Source organism: Rathayibacter sp. AY1C4 (assembly GCF_002932195.1).
GTDB lineage: Bacteria > Actinomycetota > Actinomycetes > Actinomycetales > Microbacteriaceae > Rathayibacter.
Genome location: NZ_PSWE01000007.1, coordinates 1 through 17735 on the forward strand (window position 1 = coordinate 1; position 17735 = coordinate 17735).

Sequence of the window (17735 nt, forward strand, 5' to 3'; positions counted from 1 at the left end):
GCCCGTGGAGGGAGCCGGGCCGGGGGCGCCGGTGGGGTCGAGCAGGAGCGCGCCCTCGGCGGTGAGCGAGCCGGCGTCGGCGCCCGCGGGGAGCACGGCGGGCAGCAGCTCGCGCAGGGGCTTCACGGCGCCGGCCGCGCGCTCGTCGTAGAGGTCGACGACGCGCTGGTCGTAGTCGCGGGTCGCCGGGTCGGTCGGGACCATGCCGGAGGCGTCGCCGACTCCGAGGACCTTCTCGCCGGTGAGGCGCCAGTGCACGTAGCCGGCGAGGGTGGTGAGGAAATCGATCCGCTCGACGTGCGGCTCGGAGTCGAGGACCGCCTGGTGCAGATGCGCGAGCGACCAGCGCAGCGGGATGTTCGCGCCGAACAGCTCGGTGAGCTCGGCCGACGCGGGCCCGGTGCTGGTGTTGCGCCAGGTGCGGAAGGGGACGAGCAGCCCGCCGGCCGCATCGAAGGGGAGGTAGCCGTGCATCATCGCCGAGACGCCGAGCGCCCCGACGGAGGAGAGCTGCACGCCGTGGCGCGACGAGGCGTCGGCGACGAGGTCCGCGTAGGCGGCCTGGAGGCCCGCGTGGACGGCGTCGAGGGAGTAGGTCCAGCGGCGGTCGACGAACTGGTTCTCCCACTCGTGGCTGCCGACGGCCAGGACCACGGACGGGTCGGCCGCGTCGACCAGGCACGCCTTGATCCGGGTGGAGCCGAGCTCGATGCCGAGGGCGGTGGCGCCGCTCGTGATCACGTCGGCGGGGGTGGGCCTGCGCTGGTCCATCATGCTCCTCGCTCGGGCGATGTGACCGTTCACAAAGCCCCGGGTCAGCGTAGGCGAAACGGCTCGGGGTCGGCAAGCGAGGGGCCGCCCGACGGGGTCCGACTGCTCCTCCTCCGCCGCAAGCCCCTTCCGCCGGGGCCGCCCGCTTGGTCGCATGAGGCATGCGTGAGATCAGACTCGTCAGACTCGTCACCCGCCTCGAGAACGCCGCCGCCCTCGATCCGCTCGTCGGCCGGGTGAAGCGGGCCGTGAACGCGGTGGTCCGGCCGCAGCCGGTGCGGGACGTGCTGCACGGCGTCCCGGTCGGCCACCCCGTCCATCCGCTGCTCGTCCTCGTGCCCACCGGCGCCTGGGTGTCGGCGGCGGTGCTCGACCTGCTGCCGGGGAACCAGCGCGCGGCGAGGACCCTCGTCGGCGTCGGCGTGATCAGCGTCCTGCCGACCGCCGCCTCCGGCTTCACCGACTGGTCGGAGCTGCACGAGCAGCAGACCCGCGTCGGGCTGGTGCACTCGGCGGCCAACGTGGTCGCGACGGGCCTCTACGCCGCGTCGTGGGTGCAGCGCCGCCGCGGGCGCACCACGAGCGGGAAGGTGCTCGGGATGCTCGGGCTCGCCGTCGTCTCGGGAGGCGGCTACCTGGGCGGCCACCTCAGCTACCGGCAGGCGGCGGGGGCGAACCACGCGGAGGACGTGCCGCACCGCTTCCCCTCGGGCTGGCAGGAGCTCGGCGCCCTGGCGGACCTGCCCGAGCGCACGCCGGTGAGGAGGGAGGTCGCGGGCCTCCCCCTGCTCGCCTTCCGGCGGGGCGAGCGGATCGACGTGCTCTCGAACGTCTGCAGCCACCTCTCCGGCCCGCTCGACGAGGGCGAGGTCTCGGCGGACGGCTCGGGGGAGGCGTGCGTCGCGTGCCCGTGGCACGGCAGCGCCTTCTCGCTCGAGACCGGCGAGGTGCTGCGGGGGCCGGCCACCTCGCCGCAGCCGCGGTTCCAGACGCGGGTGCGCGAGGGGCGCGTGGAGGTGCTGCTGCCGCACGCGGGGTGAGGCGGGGGCCGGTGCTGCTCAGGCCTGAGCCGTCGACGCCCGCTCGACCAGCACCGGCGGCACCGGGCGGTCGACGGCGGGCTCCTCGCCGCGCAGCTCCGCGAGCACGACGCCGATCGTGCGGCGGCCGACCTCCGCGAAGTCCTGGCGGATGGTGGTCAGCGGCGGCTGGTAGTGCGCCGCCTCGGGGACGTCGTCGAAGCCGACGACGCTGAGGTCCTCGGGCACGCGCAGTCCCCGCTCGGTGCAGGCGTGCAGGAGTCCGAGGGCCATCTGGTCGTTGCCGGCGAACACCGCGGTCGGCCGGGGCGAGGAGTCGAGGAGGCGGAGGCCGGCGCGGTAGCCGGACTCGGCGCTCCAGTCGCCCTCCACGACGGCGACGGGGTCGAGGCCGGCCGCGCTCATCCCGGCGCCGAAGCCCTCGAGCCGCGCCTGCGCCTCCACCCAGTGCTGCGGACCGGCGAGGTGCGCGATGCGGGTGTGGCCGAGGCCGACGAGGTGCTCGGTCGCCAGTCGCGCTCCGGCCGCCTGGTCGACGAGGAGCAGGGAGTCGGCGCCGCGGTCCGTCGCGCCGAGCGTCACCGAGGGGACGCCGATCGCGAGGCTCTCGATCGCCTCCAGCGCGCGCTCCTGCGGGGCGAGGACCACGATCGCCTCCACCGACTCCCGCTGCAGGTGGGCGAGACCGTCGGCCAGCGACTCCGCGTCCGGCGCCGCGTTCACGACCGGGACCCGGTAGCCCGCGTCGCGCGCCGCCTGCTCGATCGCGGCCATCGCGGTGGCGGTGCCGTAGAAGCTGTGGCTCTCGGCGGCGAGGATCCCGATCAGGCCGGAGCGGCTCGTCGCCAGGGCGCGGGCGGCGGCGCTGGGGCGGAAGCCGAGGTCCTCGATCGCGGCGAGCACGCGCTCCCGGGTGCGCGGCCGCAGCTGGGGGCTGTCGTTGAGCACCCGCGAGACCGTCTGGTACGACACTCCGGCCCGCACCGCGACGTCGCGGATGGTCGGCGCGCGGTCGAGGGGCATGGCCACACCGTAGCGGTGCGTGCGCCCCCGCCCCCTCCTGCGAGACGCCTCCCGGGTGCGCGTTCGTCGGCGGGTCGCGTACCGGAGCGGCGTCCCGCGGGCGCGGGTCAGGGGCCGCCGAGCCAGTGGTCGATGCGGTGGTGGTCGGGGGTGAAGCCGTGGTCGACGCCCCAGAGGACGGCCTGCGTGCGGCTGGTCGCGCCGATCTTGCCGTAGACGCTGCGGATGTAGGACTTCACCGTGTTGGGGCTGAGGTAGGTGAGCGCGGCGACGTCGGCGTTGCTCTTGCCCTGCGTGATGAGCGCGAGGATCTCCGACTCCCGGTCGGTGATGCCCTCGTGGCGGCCCGGCCAGTCGAGGCCCGGTGCGCTGCCCGCCCGCCGCGGAGGATCGCTGACGACGACCTCGCCCGCGGCCACCCGCTCGAGCGCGGCCACCAGCTCCCGCGCCGGCAGGGTCTTGGAGAGGTAGCCGTGGACGCCCTGCTCGAGGGCGTCCGCGATGAGCGTCGGCGCGAAGTTCCAGGTGTAGACGACCACGTGCTCGGCCCGCTCGTTGCGCACCAGCTCCGCGATCTCGTGGTGGTCCGACTCCGGCTGGGCGAACGAGTCGTAGAGGACGACGTCGATCCGATCGGAGAGGGAGGCGTTCGCGTCGATCTCGGCGACGACCACCCGATCGCGGTAGTGGTCGAACATGTGCGCGAGGCCCGTGAGGACGACGTCGTAGTCGTCGACGAGCGCGACGGTGAGGGGCGCGCGGCGGGTCATGGTCGGACGCTACCGCACGACTCGTCGGGGCGAGCACACCCCCAGGGGTGTACCGCCGCCTCCTCCGGGGTGGTTGCGTAGCCACCGGTCCCGCAACCGCGGAACCGATCAGCGGGCCCCCGCCCGCACAACGGAAGGACGACCGCCATGCTCGGTCTCATCATCAGCCTCATCGTCGTCGGACTCATCGCAGGAGCGCTGGCCCGCCTCATCGTCCCCGGGAAGCAGAGCATCAGCATCGGCATGACCATCGTGCTCGGCATCGTCGGCTCGTTCGTCGGCGGCTTCCTCGGCTTCCTGATCTTCCAGCACGACCCGATGGACGGCTTCTTCCAGCCCGCCGGCATCATCGGCTCGATCATCGGAGCGATCATCGTCCTGCTCGTCTACACCCGCTTCGCCGGCCGCTCCGCCGCGCGCCGCTGACCCGCAGCGCACGGCGACAGCGAGGTGGCTGCCGACCCGCGCTCCGCGGGCATGCAGGCACCACGCTGACCGGCGGCCCCGGCCCGGCTCCCTCCACGGGCCGGGCCGTCGTGCTGTCCGCGGGGTGCCCGGGCGACGACCGCGGTCTCCGACGCTGCGTCCGCGGGTTCCGACGCTCCGTCCGCGGAGCCCGCGCCGCGTCCTCCGACCTCCGTGGATCGGCGGCCGAGTCCGTCGACGCCGCGTCGGTGGCGGCCGAGTCCGTCGCCCCAGAGTCGGCAGCCGCGCAGCCCGTCGCCGCCCAGCCGCCGCGCACCGGGGTGCGCGATGCTCGGGCGATGCCGCTCGTCGTCCCCGATGCCCTCGTCCCGCTCGCGCTCCGGCTCGCCCGTGCGAACCGCACCTTCGTCAGCGCGGAGGGAGCCCGTCGCCGCATCCGGGAGCGCGCGCTCCGTCCCGCCTCCTACGGCCCGCCGCCCCGCCTCCGGCCCGGCGTGCGCGTCGACGTGGAGCAGGTCGGCTCCTGGCCGGTCTACACGATCCGCCCGCGGGTGATCCGCGGCGGCGTCGTCTACGTCCACGGCGGCGGCTGGGTGAACGAGATCGCGCCCCAGCACTGGTGGCTCGCCGCCCGCATCGCCGACGAGGCCTCCGTCGCGGTGACCCTCCCGATCTACCCGCTCGTGCCCTTCGGCACGGCGCTCGAGGCGCGCGACGGCGTCCGAGGCCTGGTGCTGCGAAGTCTGGAGCGGCACGGCGCGACCTGCCTCGCCGGCGACTCGGCGGGCGGCCAGATCGCCCTCTCGACGGCTCTCGCCCTGCGCGACGACGGGGTGGTCCTGCCGCGCACCACCCTCGTCTCGCCCGCGCTCGACCTCTCCTGGAGCAATCCGCGCATCCAAGAGGTGCAGCCGACCGATCCCTGGCTCGGCACCCCGGGCGGTCGCGTCCTCGCCGAGAGCTGGCGCGGCGCCCTCGACCTGCTCGATCCCGCGGTCAGCCCGCTGTTCGGCGACCTGGCGGGTCTCGGTCCGCTCACCGTCTTCAGCGGCACGCGTGACGTCCTCAATCCGGACGCCCACGTGCTGGCCGAGCGGGCGGCGGCCGCCGGGGTCCCGTTCGAGCTCCACGAGGCCGTCGGGCAGGTCCACGTGTACCCGCTCGTGCCCACGCGGGCCGGCCGCGAGGCGCAGCACGACCTGGTCGAGGGGCTCCGCGCGGCGGTCTGACCACCGGCCGGCCCAGGCGTCCGGCAGGCTCCTCTCAGTCCGTCTTCCGTATGGCGGACGGCGCCTCCGCCCGCTCGTCCACGACGTCGAGGCGAGCCAGCGCGTTCGCCGTCCCCCGGCGGCCCCGTGTCGCGACCAGGCCGATCATCGCGGCCGCCGCGAGGACGAAGGCGAGCAGCGACCAGAAGCCGCCCTCGACGGCGAGCAGGGTCGACCAGCCGCCCGATCCCGCCGCCCAGCGCACGAGCCGCTGCCAGAGGAGCGGTCGCGGCTCGGGACGCAGGCGCACCACCGTCTCGCCGAGGGTCCGTCCGGACCGCAGCACGATCACGAGCTGGAGCAGCGGAGCGACGAACGGCAGGGCTCCGAGAACCACGTCCCCGGGGCTCGAGCGCGTGTCCACCCCCGCGAGCACGAGGCCGACCCCGGTGATCGAGACGAGCGCGCCCGTGATGAGGCTCAGCGCGAGAACGTCGCAGAACATGCCGAACGCGCGGCGGCGGATCGTGACCGGGCGCGCCAGCTCCGGCACCGCGCCCTCGGTCCGGCGGGTGAAGAGGAGGAGGACGGGGGAGAGGAGGGTGCCGAGCAGGGCGCCGGCCGTGTTGGCCAGCAGGTCGTCGACGTCGAAGAGCCGGTAGGCGCACGGGTAGAGGAACCAGTCGCCCGTGAGCTGCGTGACCTCGATGAGGAGCGAGACGGCGAAGCCGACGACGGTGCCGCCGATCAGCCCGGCGACGAGGCGCCCGCGCAGAGCGAGGTGTCGGACGAGCATCCCGAGGGGGACGAAGAAGACCACGTTCAGGAGCACCTGCGCGGACGCGGGGTTCGTCAGCAGCGCGCGGGGCCCGTCGATCCCGCCCTCCTTCGCGATGTCGCCGACGAAGGCGAACAGGCGCAGCTGCGGACCCGATCCGGTGCGGCAGGCGGCGGCGACCGTCGCCTCGTCGGGCAGGGGGAGGAGCGTGTAGGTGACGAGGGCGAGCGCGTAGACCACGGCGGCGAAGGCCAGCACCGCGTTGCCGATCCCGAGGACGCCGCGCCGCCGGTACTGCAGGGCGGCCCAGGGCACGAGGCCCACGAGGGCGACGGCGGAGCCGAACAGGAGGGCGAGCACGGCGGAGGTCATGCGTCGACAGTAGGAGAGCGGAGGCCCTTCTCGACCGCCTGGCGCATCAGGGGCCTCTGACAGCGCGGTTCGTCCCTCCCCAGCGCGGGATCCGGGCGCTCCTCCACGGATCCGAGCGATCCCCGTCCGCCGCCTCCACGCCCTGCTAGCGTTTCCTGGGTCGCGTCCAAGAAATGCGTGCACCCCCAACCCCTCCACGAAAGACGTCATGCCGCTGCGCTCCCGCCTCCTCGCCCTCCCCGCCGCCGTCGCGGCCGCCGCGCTCCTGCTCAGCGGCTGCACCGCCGAGACGCCCGACGCCTCCAGCGCCCCCGTCGACGGCGGGACCCTCACCTACGCGTCCGGCGACGCCGAGCCCACCTGCCTCGACCCGCACGTCGGCGGCAACTACCCGCAGGCGCTCCTCGCGACACAGGTGCTCGAGTCGCTCGTCTCGCGCGACGCCGACGGCACCATCACGCCGTGGCTGGCCGAGTCGTGGACCGTCTCGGACGACGCGCTCAGCTACGACTTCACCCTGCGCGAGGGCGCGACCTTCACCGACGGCAGCGCCCTCGACGCGGAGGCGGTCGCCGCGAACATCGCGCACCTGCAGGACCCGGCGACCAAGTCCTCCACCGGCTACCTCGCCGTGGCGAAGGTCGCCTCCGTCACCGCGGTCTCGCCGACCGTCGCCCGCTTCACCCTGACCGCGCCGGACAGTGCGCTGCTCGAGTCGCTCGCGCAGCCGTGGACCGCGATCGAGTCGCCCGCCGGCATCGCCCGCGGCGAGGAGGCGAACTGCGAGGCGCCCGTCGGCACCGGCCCCTTCACCGTCTCGGAGTGGGTCAGGCAGGACCACGTGACCCTCACCCGCAACGAGGCCTACGACGCGTCGACCGGCCCGACCGGGGACGGCCACGAGGGCCCCGCGCACCTGGCGAGCATCACCTGGCGCTTCATCCCCGACTCCGCCACCCGCTACGCGGCGCTGCAGTCGGGCGAGGTCGACGTGCTCGACAACGCCCAGCCCGACACTCTGAAGGCCGCGACCGGAGCCACGGACCTCGTCGAGCTCGACGCGCCCCGGCCCGGCGCGGTCAACCGCCTCGAGCTCAACTCCGGCCAGGCGCCGTTCGACGACGAGTCCGTCCGCGAGGCGTTCGTCCGCGGCGTCGGCGTGAACGACGCGATCGACTCGCTCTTCTTCGGCACCGCCGAGCGCTCCTACTCCCCGCTGTCCAGCCGCGAGGCGACCGCGTACTCCGACCCGTCGCTCTTCGAGGACGCCGGGTCCGACTCCGAGACGGCCGCCGCCGAGGACCTGCTCGAGAAGGCCGGCTGGGTGGACTCGGACGGCGACGGCATCCGCGAGAAGGACGGCACGCCGCTGACGCTGCGCTTCCCCGTCAGCACCAACCAGTCGATCCCGGCCGAGCAGTCGCTGTTCGAGCAGATCCAGGCCTCGGCGAAGACCCTCGGCTTCGACGTGCGGATCAGCCTGCTCGACCTGTCGAGCTGGTACACCGCGCTCGCGTCGAACGAGTACGAGCTGGTGAGCGCCCCGTACACGAAGGTCGGACCCGACGTTCTGCGGATCCTCTACTCCTCCTCGGGCATCACCCCCGCGCCGAGCGGCTACTTCGCCAACCACGCGCAGATCGCCGACCCCGCGCTCGACTCGCTGCTCGAGCAGGCGAGCGCCACGACCGACGAGGACGCCCGCGCCGACCTGTACGAGCAGGCGCAGCGGATCGTCCTCGAGGGCTACTGGATCCTGCCGCTCTACGACCAGCAGAACCACTACCTGCACCGGTCGGCCGTCCAGGGTCTCGTCGCCCTCGACACCGTGTCGACCCCCTGGTTCGCCGACGCCTGGGTCTGACCCGGCCCCGGAGAGCCGCCTGCACCGATCGATGAGCGGACGCATGCCGGTCGAGTAGTCGCCGCGGCGGCGCATCGAGACCCCGGGATCGGGACGGGCGGAGCTCGAGACGCCCGCTCCGCGGGCTGCTCGATCAGCAGGGGTCCGTCCTCCATGCTGGTCGAGTAGCCGCCGACGGTCGCGCATCGCGTGCTCCGGAGGGAGCGGACCTCGACGACGCCCCCCTCCACCGCCCCGACCAGAGAGGACGCCCGCCCGCATGATCCGTCGCGTGCTCCTCCGCCTCGGTGGCGCCCTCGTGGTGCTGTGGGCCGTCGCGACCGCCGTCTTCGTCCTCATCCGCCTCGTCCCCGGCGATCCGGCGCAGGCGATCCTCGGCGGTCCGGGCTCGCAGGCGTCGCCCGAGGCGCTCGCCGCGGTGCGGGAGCAGTACGGCCTCGACCAGCCGCTCCTCGTGCAGTACCTGGTGCAGCTCGGCAGGCTCGCGCGCGGCGACCTCGGCACCTCCTACTCCCTGCGCACTCCCGTCGCGCAGATCCTCGGCGAGCAGCTGCCCGGCACCCTCCTGCTCGCCGTGCTCGCGCTCACCGCCGCATGGATCCTGGCGCTCGCGACCGCCCTCTGGTCGACCCGGGGCGGCCGCCTCGCCGCCGCGGTCGGGTCCGGCCTCGAGCTCACGGCAGCCGCACTCCCGCACTTCTGGCTGGCGACCGTGCTGATCGCCGTCTTCGCGACCGCGCTGCGCTGGCTGCCCCCGGTCAGCACAGGGTCGCCCGCCGGGCTGGTGCTGCCGACGCTCACCCTCGCGATCCCGCTGGCGGGCTTCCTCGGCCAGGTGATGCGCCGCTCCCTCCTCGACGCGCTGGAGTCGCCGTTCGTGCTCGCCGCTCGGGCGCGCGGCGAGGGCGAGCTCGGCGTCCGCGCCCGCCATGCGCTGCGCCACGCGGTGCTGCCAGGGGTCTCGCTCTCGGGCTGGGCGTTCGGCTACCTGATCGGCGGGGCCGTGGTGGTCGAGACGATCTTCGCGAGGCCGGGGCTCGGCCGGACTCTGCTCGCGGCGGTGACCGTCCGTGACGTGCCGGTGGTGACGGGTGTCGTGCTGGTCACGGCGCTGGCGTACATCGTCGTGACCGTCGCCACCGATCTGCTGACGCGCGTGATCGACCCGCGGCTGGCCCGGCGGGAGGCGGTCGCGTGAGCGAGCTCGAGCTGCGCGCCGCCCGCCCGCTCCGCCGGGGTCCCTCCCGCCTCCGCGCCGGCGAGGTGCTGGCCGCGGTCTTCGTGGTGCTGCTCCTGCTCGCCGCCGTCGCGCCCGGGCTGCTCGCCCCCTCCGATCCGCTCGCCGTCGCCCCGCGCGACGCCTTCACCCCACCGGGTGCCGCGCACCTGCTCGGCACCGACGAGTCCGGTCGCGACGTCCTCAGCCGCCTCATCGCGGGGGCCGGCGCATCCCTCCTGATCGGCGCCAGCGCCACCGCGATCGGCCTCGTCCTCGGCGCGGTGCTCGGGGTGGTCGCGGCGTTCGGCGGCCGCGTCGTCGACGGCGTGATCGGCCGCGTACTCGAGGTGCTCTTCGCCTTCCCCGCGCTCCTGCTCGCGCTGCTCGTGATCGTGGTCACGGGTCCCGGAGTCGTCCCCGCCACCATCGCGGTCGGCCTCTCGACCGCGCCGGGGTACGCCCGCATCCTGCGCACGCAGCTGCTCGGCATCCGCGACTCCGGCTACGTCGAGGCGGCGCGCGTGCTGGGCCACGGACCCGTCCGCATCCTCGTCCGGCACGTCCTCCCCAACACCTTCGGGCCGCTCGCCGTGCTGGCGACCCTCGGCGTCGGCCAGGCGATCGTCTGGGCCTCGGCCCTCAGCTACCTGGGCCTGGGCGCCGAGCCGCCCGCGCCGGAGTGGGGCGCGATGCTCTCGGCGGGCCGCACCTACCTCGCGAGCGCGTGGTGGCTGACCGTGTTCCCGGGGCTGGCGATCGTGCTGACCACGATCGCGACGACGGTCCTCGGCGGGCGTCTGCGGGGTGCGCGGTGAGCGCGGTCGTCGTCGAGGGGCTCCGGGTCGCCTTCGACGGAGTCGAGGTGGTGCACGGGGTCTCGTTCCGCGTGGAGCCGGGGGAGTGCGTCGCGATCGTCGGCGAGTCCGGGTCGGGCAAGAGCGTCACCGCGCGAGCGCTGCTGGGGCTGAGCGGAGGCGCCGTGACCGGGAGCGTCCGCGTCGGCGGGACCGAGGTGGTCGGAGCGGGCGAGCGGGAGCTGCGGCGGCTGCGCGGCGGATCCGTCGGCTTCGTCCCGCAGGACGCGCTGCTCTCGCTCGACCCGCTGCGCCCGATCGGCCGCGAGATCGGCGACGTGCTCCGCCTCCACGGCCGCCTCCCCGCGGCCGAGCGCGCGCAGCGGACGGTCGAGGCCCTGGCGAGCGTCGGCATGCCGGAGCCGGCCGAGCGGATGCGGGAGCGCTCCGGCGACCTCTCCGGCGGGCTCCGCCAGCGCGCCCTCCTCGCGGCGGCCGTGGCGCTCGATCCGCCGCTGCTCGTCGCCGACGAGCCGACCACCGCGCTCGACGTCACCGTCCAGGCCCGCGTGCTCGAGCTCTTCGCCGAGCAGAAGGCGCGCGGCCGGGCGCTCGTCCTGGTCTCGCACGACCTCGCGGTGGTGGCGGGCCTCGCGGACCGCATCCTCGTGCTCGCCGACGGCCGCGTGGTGGAGGAGGGGACCGCGGCCGAGGTGCTGCGCGCGCCCTGCAGCCCCGAGGCCCGCGCGCTCGTGGCCGCTGTCCCCGCCGGGCGCCCGCGCGGCTCCCGGCTCACCGACCCGACCGCACCGGCGACGCCGCCCGAGACCCCCGGCGAGGTCGTGGTCGCGGCCCGCGGACTCGCCGCCCGCTTCCCGCTGCCCGGCGGAGGAGTGCGGGTCGCGGTCGACGACGTCGACCTCCGGCTGCGGCGCGGCGAGACCGTGGGGCTCGTCGGCGAGTCCGGGTCGGGCAAGAGCACGGTGGCCCGGCTCGTGCTGGCGCTGCGGCGTCCGGACGCGGGCGCCGTCGAGCTGTTCGGCGAGCCGTGGTCGGCAGCGACCGAGCGCTCCCGCCGTCCCCGCCGCCCGCGGATCGGCGCCGTCTACCAGGACAGTCTCTCCTCGTTCGACCCGCGCTGGAGCGTCGGCCGCCTCCTCCGCGACGCCGGCGCAGCCTCCGTGCCCGCGCTGCTCGAGAGCGTGGGGCTCGACCCCGCCCTGGAGCGGCGCTCGCCGCGGACCCTCTCCGGCGGTCAGCGCCAGCGCGTCTCGATCGCCCGGGCGCTGGCGACGCGCCCCGACGTGCTGATCTGCGACGAGCCCGTCTCGGCCCTCGACGTGTCGGTGCAGGCGCAGATCCTCGACCTGCTCGACGACCTGCAGCGCCGTCACGGCCTCGCCCTCCTTCTCATCTCGCACGACCTCGGCGTGATCGCCCACATGAGCGATCGCATCGCCGTGATGCGCGAGGGTCGGATCGTCGAGGCGGGGCCGGCCGCGTCGCTCCTCGCCGCGCCGCAGGAGGAGTACACGCGCCGCCTGCTCGCCGCCGCCCCTCGCCTCGAGCGCTGAGCCGTCCGCGGCGCGGCGCCCGCGCAAGCCCGCGCCGCGAATCCGCCGCACCTCCACCACGTGTCGGACCTGCGGCGTAGCGTTGCCGAGGTGATGCGCCCGACGACCCAGACCCTCGGCCAGCTCCGTGCCTCCGGGCACGTGCAGAAGAGCCTCCGCACCGAGATCCGCGACAACCTGCTCGACGCCCTGCGCGAGGGCCGCGATCCCTGGCCGGGCCTGCACGGCTTCGCCGAGACGGTCATCCCGCAGGTCGAGCGCGCCGTCATCGCCGGCCACGACATCGTCCTGCTGGGCGAGCGCGGCCAGGGCAAGACCCGCCTCCTGCGCACCCTCGTCGGCCTGCTCGACGAGTGGACGCCCGTCATCGAGGGGTCCGAGCTCGGTGAGCACCCCTACGAGCCGATCACCACGGAGAGCCGCCGCCGCGCGGAGGAGCTGGGCGAGGACCTGCCCGTCGGGTGGAAGCCCCGCGAGGAGCGCTACGTCGAGAAGCTGGCCACCCCCGACACCAGCGTCGCCGACCTCATCGGCGACGTCGACCCGATGAAGGTGGCCGAGGGCCGCAGCCTGGGCGACCCGGAGACCATCCACTTCGGCCTCATCCCGCGCAGCCACCGCGGCATCGTCGCGATCAACGAGCTGCCGGACCTGGCCGAGCGGATCCAGGTCGCCATGCTCAACGTGATGGAGGAGCGCGACATCCAGATCCGCGGCTACGTCCTCCGCCTCCCCCTCGACGTCCTCGTCGTCGCGAGCGCGAACCCGGAGGACTACACGAACCGCGGCCGGATCATCACGCCGCTGAAGGACCGCTTCGGCGCCGAGATCCGCACCCACTACCCGACGGCTCTCGTCGACGAGGTCGCCGTCATCCGGCAGGAGGCGGACCTCGTCGCGACCGTGCCCGATGCGCTCATCGAGATCCTCGCCCGCTTCACGCGGGCCCTGCGCGAGTCGAGCTCCGTCGACCAGCGCAGCGGCGTCAGCGCCCGCTTCGCCATCGCCGGCGCCGAGACGATCGCCGCCGCCGCCCTGCACCGCGCCACCCGCCGCGGCGAGGAGGAGGCGGTCGCCCGCCCCATCGACCTCGAGACCGCCGTCGACGTGCTCGGCGGCAAGATCGAGTTCGAGGCGGGGGAGGAGGGCCGCGAGGACGAGATCCTCGACCACCTGCTCCGTCAGGCCACCGCCGAGACCGTCCGCGCCCACCTGCGCGGCGTCGACCTCGGGCCGCTCGTCGAGGCCGTCGAGAACGGCGCGATGATCACGACGGGCGAGCAGGTGACCGCCCGCGAGTTCCTGGCCGGCCTGCCGCTGCTGGGCGAGGCCCGCGTGTACGACGAGGTCGCCGAGCGCCTCGACGCCGTGGGGGAGGGGCGCCGCGCCGGAGCGGTCGAGCTCGCCCTCGAGGGCCTCTACCTCTCGCGCAAGCTGAGCAAGGAGACGGGCGGGGGCGAGGCCGTCTATGGCTGATGCTCCGCGCGGCAACCGGCGGCTGAAGCGCGACGCGCGCTACGCGAAGTACGACGGGGGACCCGATCCGCTCGCTCCTCCGGTCGACCTGAAGGAGGCCCTCGACGCGATCGGCGAGGACGTGATGGGCGGCACCTCGCCCGAGCGCGCCCTGCGCGAGTTCCTCCGCCGGGGCACCCGCGACCGCGAGGGCCTGGACGACCTGGCAGCCCGCGTCGCCGAGCGGCGTCGCGAGCTCACGCAGAGGAACAACCTCGACGGTACGCTCCGCGAGATCCGCGAGCTCCTCGACAAGGCCGTCCTCGCCGAGCGCAAGCAGCTCGCCCGCGACACGCAGATGGACGACGGCGACCGCGCGCTCGCCGAGATCCAGCTCGACAGCCTCCCGCCCTCGCCGGCCGCGGCCGTCTCGGAGCTCCGCGACTACCGCTGGCAGAGCCCCGAGGCGCGCGCCGACTTCGAGCGGATCCGCGAGCTCCTGGGCCGCGAGATGCTCGATCAGCGCTTCGAGGGGATGAAGCAGGCCCTCGAGAACGCGAGCGACGAGGACCGGGCCGCGATCGACGCGATGCTCCGCGACCTGAACGAGCTGCTCGAGGCGCACGCGCGCGGGGAGGACACCCCCGAGCAGTTCGACGCCTTCATGGGGCAGCACGGCGAGTACTTCCCCGAGGGCCCGGAGTCGGTGGACGAGCTGATCGACGCGCTCGCCGCCCGCGCGGCGGCGGCCCAGCGGATGCGCAACTCGATGACCGCCGAGCAGCGCGCCGAGCTCGACGCCCTCGCCCAGGAGGCCTTCGGCACGCCGGAGCTCATGCAGTCCCTCGGCCGCCTCGACGAGACCCTGCGGGGGCTCCGTCCCGGCGAGGACTGGGGCGGCTCCGAGCGGATGGACGGCGAGCAGGGGCTCGGCCTCGGCGACGGGACGGGCGTGTTCCAGGAGCTGGCCGACCTCGACGCCCTCGCCGACCAGCTCGCGCAGACGGACCGCTCCTCCCTCGACGACCTCGACCTCGACCTGCTGGCGAAGCGCCTCGGCGAGGACGCCTCCGTCGACGCGCAGACGCTGAAGCGCCTGGAGCGGGCCCTGCGCGACTCCGGGACTTTGCGCCGCGGCTCCGACGGCCGCCTCGCCCTCAGCCCGAAGGCCATGCGCCAGCTCGGGAAGGCGCTCCTGCGCGACATCGCCGAGACCGTCTCCGGCCGTCAGGGCGCCCGCGACGTCCGGCGTGCGGGCGCGGCGGGCGAGCGCTCCGGAGCGACGCGCTCGTGGGAGTTCGGCGACACCGAGGCCTGGGACATCCCCCGCACGGTGACCAACGCCCTCACCCGCACCGCCGGCGAGGGCCGACCTGTCGGCTCGGGGGTGCGCATCCTGATCGACGACGTCGAGGTGCAGGAGACGGAGGCGCGCACGCAGGCCTGTGTCGCGCTCCTCGTCGACACCTCGTTCTCGATGGCGATGGACGGCCGCTGGGTGCCGATGAAGCGCACCGCGCTCGCCCTGCACACCCTGATCAGCAGCCGATTCCGCGGAGACGCGCTGCAGCTCGTCGCCTTCGGCCGACGCGCCGAGGTGATGGACGTCGAGCAGCTGGTGGGCCTGGACGCGGAGTGGGACAAGGGCACGAACCTGCACCACGCGCTGCTGCTGGCCAACCGGCACTTCCGCAAGCACCCGAACGCGCAGCCGGTGCTGCTCATCGTCACCGACGGCGAGCCGACCGCGCACCTCGAGCCCGACGGCGGCGTCTTCTTCGACTACCCGCCGGACCCGCTGACGGTCGCCGTCTCGGTCCGCGAGCTCGACGCGTCGCTCCGCCTCGGCGCGCACACCACGTTCTTCCGCCTGGGCGACGACCCGGGCCTCGCCCGCTTCATCGACTCGCTCGCCCGTCGGGTCGGCGGCTCGGTGGTGAACCCGGAGGCGGAGGACCTGGGAGCGGCCGTCGTCTCCTCCTACCTCGGCGCTCGCGGCGCGGGTCCGGGAGGCGGCGGAGCGCCGGGCGAGGAGCTGTTCGGCCGCGGCTGGAGCTTCTGAGCCGTTCAGGATGCAGGAGGGATCCGCTCCCGCGCCTGAGGATCAGCGCGTCTCCGCCGCTCCGGAGGCGTTCGTCCTGAGTTCTGACCGCGCCCGGCTCAGAACAGCGGCCAGGGCACCGCGGGCATTCCGCCCCGCGGGCCCGGGAAGCGGCCGAAGGAGCCGAGCCGCTCGCAGCGCTTCGCGAACGCGGCGACCTCGTCCTCGGTGAGCAGCTCCGAGAGCGCCTCGCCGAGCGGTCCGTCGATCTGCGCGCGCAGGAGCGCCAGCGCCGTCAGCTCCTCCTCGAGCAGCGGTTCGCCGATCCAGCCCCAGAGGACCGTGCGCAGCTTGTGCTCGGAGTGGAAGGTGAGGCCGTGGTCGACCCCGTAGCGGTGGCCGTCGGGCAGCGCGAGCACGTGCCCGCCCTTCCTGTCCGCGTTGTTGGCGACCACGTCGAACACGGCCATCCGGCGCAGCGCCGTCGAGTCCTCGTGCACGAGGGAGATGTCGCGGTCCTCCTCGTCGCTGCCGTCGAGGACGTGCCGCCATCCGTCGGGCACGGCGTCGGCGGGCACCAGGTCGACCGCGTCCTGGTCCGGATCGATGTCCTGCCAGAGCTGGACCATGCCCGGCCCGAGCGGACCGTCGCGGAGCCACGTGCGCGGCACCACGTTCCAGCCGAGCGCCTCCGAGACGAGGTAGGCGGCGACCTCGCGGCCCGCGAGCACGCCGTCCGGGAAGTCCCACAGCGGCTTCTCGCCCGAGATCGGCTTGTAGACGACGGACGTCTCGCCGAGCTGCGCGAGGAACGTCGCGTTCGAGGCGATCGTGATCCGGCCGGCCAGCTCCAGCTCGCCGTCGAGCCCGCCCGGGTCGCTCATGCGAGCGGGCAGTCGTGCCCGTCGGGATCCATCGGCTCGCCGCAGCGGGGGCAGAGCGGACGTCCGGCGCCGACGACCTCGAGGGTGCGCTTCGCGAAGGCGCGCGCCGTCCCGACCGGGATCTTCACCTGCAGCATCTCGGTGGGCTCGGGCTCCTCCTCGGAGTCGTCCTCCGCCTCGGTCAGCGGGTAGGCCTCGATCACGATCTGCGCGGTGGACGGGTCCCAGCCGAGGCTGAGCCCGCCGACGCGGAACTCGGGGTCCACGGGCTGGTCGAGCGGGTCGTTGTCGACGAGCTCCGGGGGAGTGCCGGCGGGGACGCTGACCGGGTTGCCCTGGGCGGTCATCAGCTGGTCGAGGATCTCGTCGATCTTCTCGGCGAGGAGGGCCGACTGCTGCTTCTCGAGGCCGACGCTGACCACGCGGGGCCCGGTCTTGGCCTGGAGGTAGAAGGAGCGCGAGCCGGGTGAGCCGACGGTCCCCACGACGACGCGATCGGGCCAGTCGAATCCGTGCACGATCGGAGGCATGCCCCCAGTCTACGAGCGCCCGCCTCCGCAGTGGCTGCGCGCGTCGGCCTCGGGCGGTCTGCCGATCGAGCGGCCCGCCCCTCCTGCTGACCGAGCCCCCCGCGGAGCGGGCGCATCGAGATCCACCGCCGCCGAGCACCCGCATCCCTGCCGCTCGATCGAGCCCTGAAGCGGCCCTCCCGAACCCGCGCCTACTCGTGCCCCGCCCCGCCACCCACGGCGGCGTCCGCCACGGGGGCCGCCTTCCGCAGCCAGCCCAGGTCCCCGGCGTCCGTGTTCATCGCGACGACCTCGGGCCGCCCCGCGCCGTAGCGGATGATCGACACCGACGCCGGTCCGACGCTGAGCCTCTGGAACAGGTCGAGGTGCATGCCGAGCGCGTCCGCGAGGATCGCCTTGATCGTGTCTCCGTGGCTGACCGCCGCCCACACCGCGCCGGCCCCGTGCTCCTCCGTGACCGCCGCGTCGTGCCGGCGGATCGCGGACACGGCCCGGGCCTGCATCGCGAGCATCCCCTCGCCGCCGGGGAACACCACCGCGGAGGGCTGGTTCTGCACCGTCGCCCAGAGCGGCTCCGTCGCGAGATCCCGCAGCGAGCGCCCCGACCAGTCGCCGTAGTCGCACTCGGTGATGCCCTTGTCGATCACCGTCGCCGGCGATCCCGTCTGCCGCTCGAGGACGAAGCGCGTGGTCTGCCGGCACCGCTCGAGCGGGCTCGACACCACGGTCGCGAGCTCGACCGCCGCCAGCCGCTTCCCGGTGCGCGCCGCCTGCGTGCGTCCGACGTCGTCGAGCCGCACTCCGGCGGTGCGTCCGGCGAGGATCCCCGCGGTGTTCGCGGTGGTGCGTCCGTGCCGGACGAGGAGGAGCGTGGGCATGGGGCCAGCGTAGGCGGCCGTGCTCCCGCCCCGCCCCGTCGAGCCGCCGGGGCCGCGCCGGCGCGTTCAGCTTGACTCCATCGCGGGACGGATGCCCCGACCGCAGCG

At 74.6% G+C, this 17735-nt stretch carries 16 protein-coding genes; 9 read left to right on the forward strand and 7 right to left on the reverse strand.

Annotated elements, in window-relative coordinates:
• A partial coding sequence (locus C5C99_RS04965) for an FGGY family carbohydrate kinase (RefSeq protein ID WP_374953726.1) occupies positions 1-774 on the reverse strand: 774 nt, incomplete at its 3' end.
• Between the two features lie 158 nt (positions 775-932).
• Between C5C99_RS04965 and C5C99_RS04970 the strand changes: the two genes are divergently transcribed.
• Complete coding sequence (locus tag C5C99_RS04970) at positions 933-1811, forward strand: Rieske 2Fe-2S domain-containing protein (protein WP_104308061.1); 879 nt, start codon at positions 933-935, stop codon at positions 1809-1811.
• A gap of 18 nt (positions 1812-1829) precedes the next feature.
• Here C5C99_RS04970 and C5C99_RS04975 read toward each other — a convergent pair whose 3' ends face one another.
• Positions 1830-2834: a LacI family DNA-binding transcriptional regulator gene (locus C5C99_RS04975; RefSeq protein ID WP_104225040.1), complete on the reverse strand. Its 1005-nt coding sequence runs from the start codon at positions 2832-2834 to the stop codon at positions 1830-1832.
• Between the two features lie 107 nt (positions 2835-2941).
• Positions 2942-3604 (reverse strand): response regulator transcription factor, encoded by a 663-nt coding sequence (locus tag C5C99_RS04980; protein WP_104225041.1) that lies wholly within the window; start codon positions 3602-3604, stop codon positions 2942-2944.
• Between the two features lie 147 nt (positions 3605-3751).
• Between C5C99_RS04980 and C5C99_RS04985 the strand changes: the two genes are divergently transcribed.
• Positions 3752-4030: a GlsB/YeaQ/YmgE family stress response membrane protein gene (locus C5C99_RS04985; protein ID WP_104225042.1), complete on the forward strand. Its 279-nt coding sequence runs from the start codon at positions 3752-3754 to the stop codon at positions 4028-4030.
• 338 nt (positions 4031-4368) lie between these two features.
• Positions 4369-5259 carry an alpha/beta hydrolase fold domain-containing protein gene (locus C5C99_RS04990; RefSeq protein ID WP_104269145.1) on the forward strand — a complete coding sequence of 297 codons (891 nt, stop codon included), beginning with the start codon at positions 4369-4371 and terminating at the stop codon, positions 5257-5259.
• A gap of 34 nt (positions 5260-5293) precedes the next feature.
• Here C5C99_RS04990 and C5C99_RS04995 read toward each other — a convergent pair whose 3' ends face one another.
• The gene (locus tag C5C99_RS04995; protein ID WP_181027251.1) at positions 5294-6388 is read right to left on the reverse strand and encodes a VanZ family protein; all 1095 of its coding nucleotides are present in this window, start codon (positions 6386-6388) and stop codon (positions 5294-5296) included.
• Positions 6389-6596: 208 nt separating this feature from the next.
• On the opposite strand from C5C99_RS04995, the gene C5C99_RS05000 reads away from it, so the two are divergent.
• The 6 genes from C5C99_RS05000 to C5C99_RS05025 all read left to right on the forward strand — a co-directional run bounded on the left by C5C99_RS05000 (position 6597) and on the right by C5C99_RS05025 (position 15356).
• Positions 6597-8252, forward strand: coding sequence for an ABC transporter substrate-binding protein (locus C5C99_RS05000; protein WP_104339695.1), 1656 nt, complete (start codon positions 6597-6599; stop codon positions 8250-8252).
• Positions 8253-8511: 259 nt separating this feature from the next.
• A complete protein-coding gene (locus C5C99_RS05005) occupies positions 8512-9450 on the forward strand; it encodes an ABC transporter permease (RefSeq protein ID WP_104339696.1) in 939 nt (312 codons plus the stop codon).
• Positions 9447-10286 (forward strand): ABC transporter permease, encoded by an 840-nt coding sequence (locus C5C99_RS05010; RefSeq protein ID WP_104225046.1) that lies wholly within the window; start codon positions 9447-9449, stop codon positions 10284-10286. Before C5C99_RS05005 ends, C5C99_RS05010 begins: the two co-directional genes overlap by 4 nt.
• Positions 10283-11839: an ABC transporter ATP-binding protein gene (locus C5C99_RS05015; protein ID WP_104339697.1), complete on the forward strand. Its 1557-nt coding sequence runs from the start codon at positions 10283-10285 to the stop codon at positions 11837-11839. The genes C5C99_RS05010 and C5C99_RS05015 overlap by 4 nt, the downstream gene beginning before the upstream one ends.
• 93 nt (positions 11840-11932) lie before the next feature.
• Positions 11933-13315 (forward strand): magnesium chelatase, encoded by a 1383-nt coding sequence (locus C5C99_RS05020; protein ID WP_104339698.1) that lies wholly within the window; start codon positions 11933-11935, stop codon positions 13313-13315.
• Positions 13308-15356, forward strand: a complete 2049-nt coding sequence (locus tag C5C99_RS05025; RefSeq protein WP_104339699.1) for a VWA domain-containing protein — start codon at positions 13308-13310, stop codon at positions 15354-15356. The genes C5C99_RS05020 and C5C99_RS05025 overlap by 8 nt, the downstream gene beginning before the upstream one ends.
• Positions 15357-15454: 98 nt before the next feature.
• Here C5C99_RS05025 and C5C99_RS05030 read toward each other — a convergent pair whose 3' ends face one another.
• The 3 genes from C5C99_RS05030 to C5C99_RS05040 form a co-directional block, all read right to left on the reverse strand.
• On the reverse strand, positions 15455-16219 hold the full coding sequence (locus C5C99_RS05030; protein WP_104226043.1) for an SCO1664 family protein: 765 nt from the start codon (positions 16217-16219) through the stop codon (positions 15455-15457).
• Positions 16216-16749 (reverse strand): DUF3090 domain-containing protein, encoded by a 534-nt coding sequence (locus C5C99_RS05035; RefSeq protein WP_104339700.1) that lies wholly within the window; start codon positions 16747-16749, stop codon positions 16216-16218. Before C5C99_RS05035 ends, C5C99_RS05030 begins: the two co-directional genes overlap by 4 nt.
• 191 nt (positions 16750-16940) lie before the next feature.
• Positions 16941-17627 carry a histidine phosphatase family protein gene (locus C5C99_RS05040; RefSeq protein ID WP_104339701.1) on the reverse strand — a complete coding sequence of 229 codons (687 nt, stop codon included), beginning with the start codon at positions 17625-17627 and terminating at the stop codon, positions 16941-16943.
• Between the last annotated feature and the right edge of the window lie 108 nt (positions 17628-17735).